Source organism: Pelorhabdus rhamnosifermentans (assembly GCF_018835585.1).
GTDB classification, from domain to species: Bacteria; Bacillota; Negativicutes; order UMGS1260; family UMGS1260; genus Pelorhabdus; species Pelorhabdus rhamnosifermentans.
In genome coordinates, this window is the sequence record NZ_JAHGVE010000003.1 from 237,282 (window position 1) to 243,614 (window position 6,333).

The 6,333-nt window shown below is 37.1% G+C and carries 8 protein-coding genes and 1 pseudogene; 7 read left to right on the plus strand and 2 right to left on the minus strand.

Going from position 1 to position 6,333, the window contains the following annotated elements; all coding sequences use genetic code 11:
• Positions 1 to 35: 35 nt before the first annotated feature.
• Entirely contained in the window at positions 36 to 503 is a 468-nt protein-coding gene (locus tag Ga0466249_RS06030; RefSeq protein WP_215828542.1) for a methyltransferase family protein, read from the minus strand.
• 728 nt (positions 504 to 1,231) lie between these two features.
• A pseudogene (locus Ga0466249_RS27485) lies at positions 1,232 to 2,280 on the minus strand (DUF3231 family protein).
• A 76-nt stretch (positions 2,281 to 2,356) separates the two neighbouring features.
• On the opposite strand from Ga0466249_RS27485, the gene Ga0466249_RS06045 reads away from it, so the two are divergent.
• The 7 genes from Ga0466249_RS06045 (at position 2,357) to Ga0466249_RS06070 (ending at position 5,954) form a co-directional block, all read left to right on the plus strand.
• Positions 2,357 to 2,755 (plus strand): hypothetical protein, encoded by a 399-nt coding sequence (locus Ga0466249_RS06045; protein ID WP_215828545.1) that lies wholly within the window; start codon positions 2,357 to 2,359, stop codon positions 2,753 to 2,755.
• Between the two features lie 190 nt (positions 2,756 to 2,945).
• Positions 2,946 to 3,098 (plus strand): DUF255 domain-containing protein, encoded by a 153-nt coding sequence (locus tag Ga0466249_RS27490; protein WP_312889718.1) that lies wholly within the window; start codon positions 2,946 to 2,948, stop codon positions 3,096 to 3,098.
• The gene (locus Ga0466249_RS27495; protein WP_312889721.1) at positions 3,076 to 3,126 is read left to right on the plus strand and encodes a hypothetical protein; all 51 of its coding nucleotides are present in this window, start codon (positions 3,076 to 3,078) and stop codon (positions 3,124 to 3,126) included. Before Ga0466249_RS27490 ends, Ga0466249_RS27495 begins: the two co-directional genes overlap by 23 nt.
• 101 nt (positions 3,127 to 3,227) lie before the next feature.
• Entirely contained in the window at positions 3,228 to 3,656 is a 429-nt protein-coding gene (locus tag Ga0466249_RS06055) for a MarR family winged helix-turn-helix transcriptional regulator (protein WP_215828546.1), read from the plus strand.
• A gap of 120 nt (positions 3,657 to 3,776) precedes the next feature.
• A complete protein-coding gene (locus tag Ga0466249_RS06060; protein ID WP_215828547.1) occupies positions 3,777 to 4,430 on the plus strand; it encodes a flavodoxin family protein in 654 nt (217 codons plus the stop codon).
• A gap of 15 nt (positions 4,431 to 4,445) precedes the next feature.
• Positions 4,446 to 5,015 carry a DJ-1/PfpI family protein gene (locus Ga0466249_RS06065; protein ID WP_215828548.1) on the plus strand — a complete coding sequence of 190 codons (570 nt, stop codon included), beginning with the start codon at positions 4,446 to 4,448 and terminating at the stop codon, positions 5,013 to 5,015.
• A gap of 198 nt (positions 5,016 to 5,213) precedes the next feature.
• Complete coding sequence (locus tag Ga0466249_RS06070; RefSeq protein WP_215828549.1) at positions 5,214 to 5,954, plus strand: SDR family oxidoreductase; 741 nt, start codon at positions 5,214 to 5,216, stop codon at positions 5,952 to 5,954.
• Positions 5,955 to 6,333: the final 379 nt, after the last annotated feature.

Below are 6,333 nucleotides of genomic sequence, written 5' to 3' on the forward strand. Positions count from 1 at the left end.
ATAGGGCTTATAGGTTATTAATCGATAGGATACGATTAATGAAATTTTGGAACGATTGAATTGACCTTTTCTTTATACTCTATATAAGTCTTGCCAAATTGTTTAATAAGACACTGCTCCTCCTCTTTAATAAAATACTTGAAAGCAAGGTACATGAAAAACGGCGTTGTAAAAACAATCCAAGAATTAGTTAATAAGCAAAGTCCAGGAACCAGAATAAGAATGAAGTTTGCATAGAGTGGATGGCGGCAAAATGAGTATAGCCCGCCTTTATAGAGCGAATCTAATTTATACATCATAAATATTGTACGAGCAGCAATGACCCAAATCACCAAACCAATAGTAATCAGTATTCCGCTGAGAAAATATAGCATAAATATTTTCTCTGATACAATAGCAAAACAGTGGAAGATTTCATCTATATATAACGTGAGGGCAAGATAGACTAACGTACTAGTAACAATTTTGGGGCCGACGCCCCATACTGAATTATTTTTTTGCAAGTGATTTACCTCCGAACTTACATTTCATTATTATAAAATGCACGGCTAACTACTAAATAATCTTTCTAAGGCAGCAACTGCATGTTTCGGATCTCGCGCTGTTATACCTACCATGTTTATGAATATGCCCTTGTCTTTAAGAGCTTTTTCCAGTATTTCAATGAAGATACCTCGGCCTTCGAATTCTTGGTCATTTGCCCAAGTTGTGTTAATGCCACAGGTAGGGGAGCCGTTGGGGGTTTATTATTGAGTGGCACAAAATTATAGATTGTTCTTCCCTCATACGTTTTGCAACTCGGGTGTCTTCTGATTCAACTGTGCGATTAGTTCTCGAATTAATTTCTCTATCAAGTCCTAAATAAAGAAGTTCGGGGCATGGCATCTGTATTATCCCAACATCTGTGTTGAGTAAAGCTTTAGCTTCTAGGATTACACCAGGGTAATGGGCGCAGGCCTGGCTGGTCTGCTATTCACCAAATTGCCCAAGCAATGCCGAAGCGTTTATACCAAACAATGTTGGTACTACATTAGTTTTCCAGGCAAATTAAATAGTTGTTTGTCAGTAGATTTCCCATAAACAAGAAAACAAATTTTTGGTAATGAAAATGGATGCTACTTTGATAATGATTTGCAGAGAATAGAATCTTTACATTATGTACACTAAAGTAACGGTTTCATTCGAGATGAGCTGGGTGAACTGTAGCATTGGTAACAACAAAAAATAGCACTCATTCATTGCTATTATCATCATGTTTTTCATCTATTGGTTTCTTAGCTGGTTGAGGTGTCAACGACTTTTCTTTATAATACATTGATAGTGCGTTGCGATCTGGCGCGGAAGGTGGCTGCTCCATCCACCCATTTTTTATTAAGAGATTTGCTCCCTCCTTCGAATAAAGACCAACTTGAAACAAAACTCTCACATATAAAAGTGCTAAATCAAGTCTTGGACTTGCCGAGAATGCCATTCCGTAGTTACCAAAACCACCGGAGTTCATTAGAGTGGTGTGAAACAACATGAGTCTATCTGAGAAGGTGATTGCGTACTGGTCATCACCTCGCTATCAAAGCTTGGGACAATCGATATTTCTTCAGTAACTAAAATTTTATTAAATAATTCCATGAATTTATTAGCAATGACTTTTCCACTAGTAAAATATTGATTTAGCTCTTTTGCTTGTGCAACCTGAGAAAATCCGATCATTAACGCTTTTCCAATTGCATTGGATTGGGCGCTGAAAAAAAGATGAGTAATTTCCAGAGCAGTTAGGGGCCTTTTTCTGCCAAAGAACCCAGAAAAAAAACTCCTATCTTTGACAAAATCGAGTACTCCTTTCGCTAACAATAAATCCGTGACCTGCTGATCGACGATAGTAAGTCTGTTTACATAATGTATGAAAAATTGTCTGAAGTCATTGCGGGTACTTTGCGTGTAAGCAAGGGAAAACATGCTTGCGGCAAACCTTGCCATGCTTTTGGTGTATATCAAATAATATTTATCGGAGAATAAGCGTGGAGCGTCTGGCACAATATCCTCTGAAGTAATCCCCCTAGGTACAGGAAGGTTTTCTTGTTTAAACGCTGATTCCAATAATTCAACGCTATCTCTCGTCTCGTTGACCAAAATTACTAGCATGTTTTTGATATCTTGATCTTCAACATGATTTAAATAATAGGAAAATACATGATGCACAAGGGATTCAATCATGTAAGTATTCCAAAGAGCCCCCATTTCGCTAGCTGTAATTCTAATGTTTTCATGCTTGATATTTTCCACTAATGTATCCTCCCAGTGGTCTAATTCAGTGATTTCCCTTGCTTCCTAGTATTTGCTGTTACTCTGCGTTATATCCTTGACCATATGGCGATTTGGTCTTATTGCCAATCCTGCTAAAGCAGCTTCCCTGTTGCGTAAAATTATATTACTCATTTTCTTAGTCTCTCAAATAATTACCACAGAAAATAGTAAGCGAAACAATGCAATTAATAAATCTAATCAAGAATTTGATAGTTTTTATCAAGATTTTAAAAGAGATCATACTACTTTAGGTGAAAATTATTTAGACCTTCAAAATGCTCTTAACAAAACTACTGAAGGTAAGACCAATCCAGTTGATTTTTATAATTATTTAAAATCCACTCAAAACGTATTTTTACTTGGATGGTCTGACCTTGATAAAAAAACTGCTCCAAATGGATTAAATGATGCTCAGAAGAAAGAGGTTAATGAAAGTATCTCAATAACGGCGTAAATGGGTTACCAAACCTACTAATGTGTGGGACTATATTCTTGTATAGTTTGAGAAAAAATCACATTAATATCCAGCAAGTCATATAGCCTATATGTTTCATTTGGCAAATTAGCGTAATGCCGATACTTCTTTTGTGCATACTAATTATGATTGTGTCATGTACTGAAATTAACTTCTAGGGGTGATTTTCGTGGATAAAATACCTAATCGTTTGATCGATGAGAAGAGTCCGTATCTGTTGCAGCATGCGTATAATCCAGTGAATTGGTATCTGTGGGGTGAAGAGGCGTTTGCGAAGGCCGAAGGCAGAAGACAAGCCTGTGTTCCTGAGTATCGGCTATAGTACGTGCCATTGGGGTCATGTACACTAAAGTAACATTTTTATTGTTTTGCATCTGGTAATAGTCATTGACAAAGCATATGTCAATGGCTATTATATGTATATACATATAATAGCCATTGAGGTGTGCACATGTTAGATTTGCCAGATATGCAACGCTGTGTTTGCGGTAATTTAAGAAAAACGACACGTGTGATTACTCAATTTTATGATCAACACCTACAATCAACTGGTTTACGTAGCACACAATGTGCATTGCTTCGAAATGTTTCATTGCATAAAAACATTGCTGTTGGTGAACTGGCTGCTATGCTGCTTATGGACCAAAGTACAGTCACGAGAAATCTGGAAATATTGAATAAGCATGGATACATTAAAATTATACCTGAAAATCATGACGCTCGAAAAAAATCGATTTCAATCACTCAGAACGGTGAAAAGAAGCTTGAAGAAGCTATACCGTTATGGGAAGAGGCGCAAAGGAAAATTGAACAAGTACTTGGGGAGCAGTTTAATGGTTTTTTCGAAACCTTACAATCCATCAACAAACTGGGCAAATAAAAAATTTAATAAATTATATGTATATACATATAATTTGCCTGCCTAAATAGTATTTGAACATAAGTATGAAATCAAGCGGTAAAAAATAATTGATTATGTGAAAATGGAGGCTTAAGACTGATGAGACTAACACTATTTAACGGAAGTCCAAGGAAAGATTGGAATACTGGAATTCTCCTAAAACATGTAATGAAAGGCGCAGCATCAAATGGGGCAGAAACGGAACTCATCCACCTTTACGACTTAAATTACAAAGGTTGTAGAAGCTGTTACGCCTGTAAACGAGTGGGGGGAAAAAGCTATGGTAGTTGTGCGATTCAGGATGATCTAACGCCGATATTCAAAAAAGTGGAAGAATCGGATGCCTTGATTTTTGGTTCGCCTATCTATTACGGAAATGTCACAGGCGAGATGAGATCTTTTTGGGAACGGTTGTTGTTTCCATATTCAGCATTCGATTCGGAGCGTTCGTCTCTGTTTAAAAAGAAAATACGAACAGGAATCATTTATACCATGGCAGCGAATGAGATCCAGGTGAGGGAAATGGGTTATGAACAAAATCTCCATGTCATGGAAATGTTCATAGAGAAGATTTTTGGAGAAGCTGAATCACTATTTGTTATCGATACTTGCCATTTTGAGGACTACTCTCAATATGTTTCGACTTTTTTTAATGCAGAAGAAAAGCTAAAACGGCGCCAGGAAGAATTTCCCAATGACTGTCAGAAGGCTTTTGAAATGGGAAAAAAGATTGTTCAGCCAATGTTTATTTGATGGAGAGTGATAGTCATGGGGAAATTATTATGCTTTATTTACGAGGAAATGGTTGATTTCGAAATGACATTAGCATGTCATCTGCTCAATCGAGAGATTGTTTGCATTGCCTATGAAAAGAAAGTGATAAAAAGCAAATCTGGAATAAGGTATTATCCTATGGCTACAGTTAAAGATGCGCTGGATTTTACCGATGTGGAGGCTTTGATTATACCAGGGGGATTTAATGATGAGCAGCGACAAGAATTAACTGACCTTATTCAAAATTTAAATAACAAAGGCAAACTATTGGCTGCAATTTGTGCTGGTACGCAGTATTTAGCGAGGGCCGGAGTTTTACAAGGGAAAATGTATACAACTGTATTAACCCAAGAGAAGCTTAGAGAGTTTTTTCCGATGACCCTGGAGGACCCGTTTCCTCGGGAAACCTATGTTAACAAACATGTGGTAAAAGATCAGAATATCATCACGGCTCTTGGAAATGCATTTATTGATTTTTCTGTAGAAATACTTGACTATTTTCATTATTTTAAAGAAGAAAAGGAAAAGCAAGATATGATTAATCATTATAAGTGCATAATTTGACACGTGAATTGATGAAGGTTCAAAGCCAGATAACGTATGGACTTCAGGAGCGTTTACAATAGACTTTATCGGCGACGGTGCTGAAGAAGTAACCAAACTTTTCGAAACACTTCATAGCGATTTTATGAAACGTATCGGTCTAGATTCAGTGCTTACACCTGCACGAAAAAAATAGAGTAGAAAGAAGGATGATTAAAAATGAAAATTTTAGACGGAAAAGTAGCAATAATAACAGGATCTTCAAGAGGAATTGGACGTATCGTTGCTGAACAACTGGCTGATTTAGGTGCTAAAGTGGTGATTAATTATTCCAGCAATCGCCAAAAGGCAGTAGAAGTGGTGGAAGGTATCATTAAAAAAGGAGGCAAAGCGGTAGCTCATCATGCTGATCTAAGTAAGTTAAGTGATGTTAAAGAATTGTTTACAAAAACAATTGATGAATTCGGTAAAGTGGATATTCTGATTAACAATGCAGGGCTGATGATAACCAAACCTCTTTCAGATGTAACGGAAGACGATTTTGACAAACAATTTGCAGTAAATGTGAAAGGTACTTTCTTTGCTTGCCAGCAAGCTATGAAACACATGGAGAACAACGGGAGAATAGTGAACTTTTCGACGTCCGTAACAGGGCAAATGTTTCCGGCGTACAGCGTATATGCTGGTACAAAAGGTGCGGTTGAACAATTCACCCGTCAACTTGCAAAGGAATTCGGCTCTAAGCAAATTACAATTAACGCAGTGGCTCCAGGGCCTGTAAACACTGAGCTTTTTAAGATAGGGAAAACAGAACAGCAAATCGACGCTATGAAAAAGATGAATGCTTTTGGTCGAATCGGTGAACCTGAAGATATCGCGAATGTCATTGAATTTCTAGTAAGCGATAAATCACAATGGGTAACTGGTCAAACCCTGCGTGTAAATGGTGGATTTATTTAAACAAGTTTAAAAAACAAAAAAGGGTTGTCGCACTAATTTTTAGTGCGACAACCCTTTTTTGTTTTGCTTAAGCAGCATGGCATGTCATGGAAGTGAATTGGAAGAGGATCAAAGCCTTATAACATATGGGATCAGAGCTTAAAAACTGCGATTTTAAATGGCATGTACTGGAAGAAAAAAAGGTCGATGAAGCCAGTAATTATAAGGAGTTCCACTTGTTGCATGACACTGGTGCCATGTACATTAAAGTAACAATATTGTAACACCGGGAATGCGTGTTGTTAAGTATTGTGCTACAGCTTATGTGTTTAACTTGTGATAATGTCACTATGTAGACTATCGTGAGAAAATGTCACTATGAACAACGAGGTGCATTTTC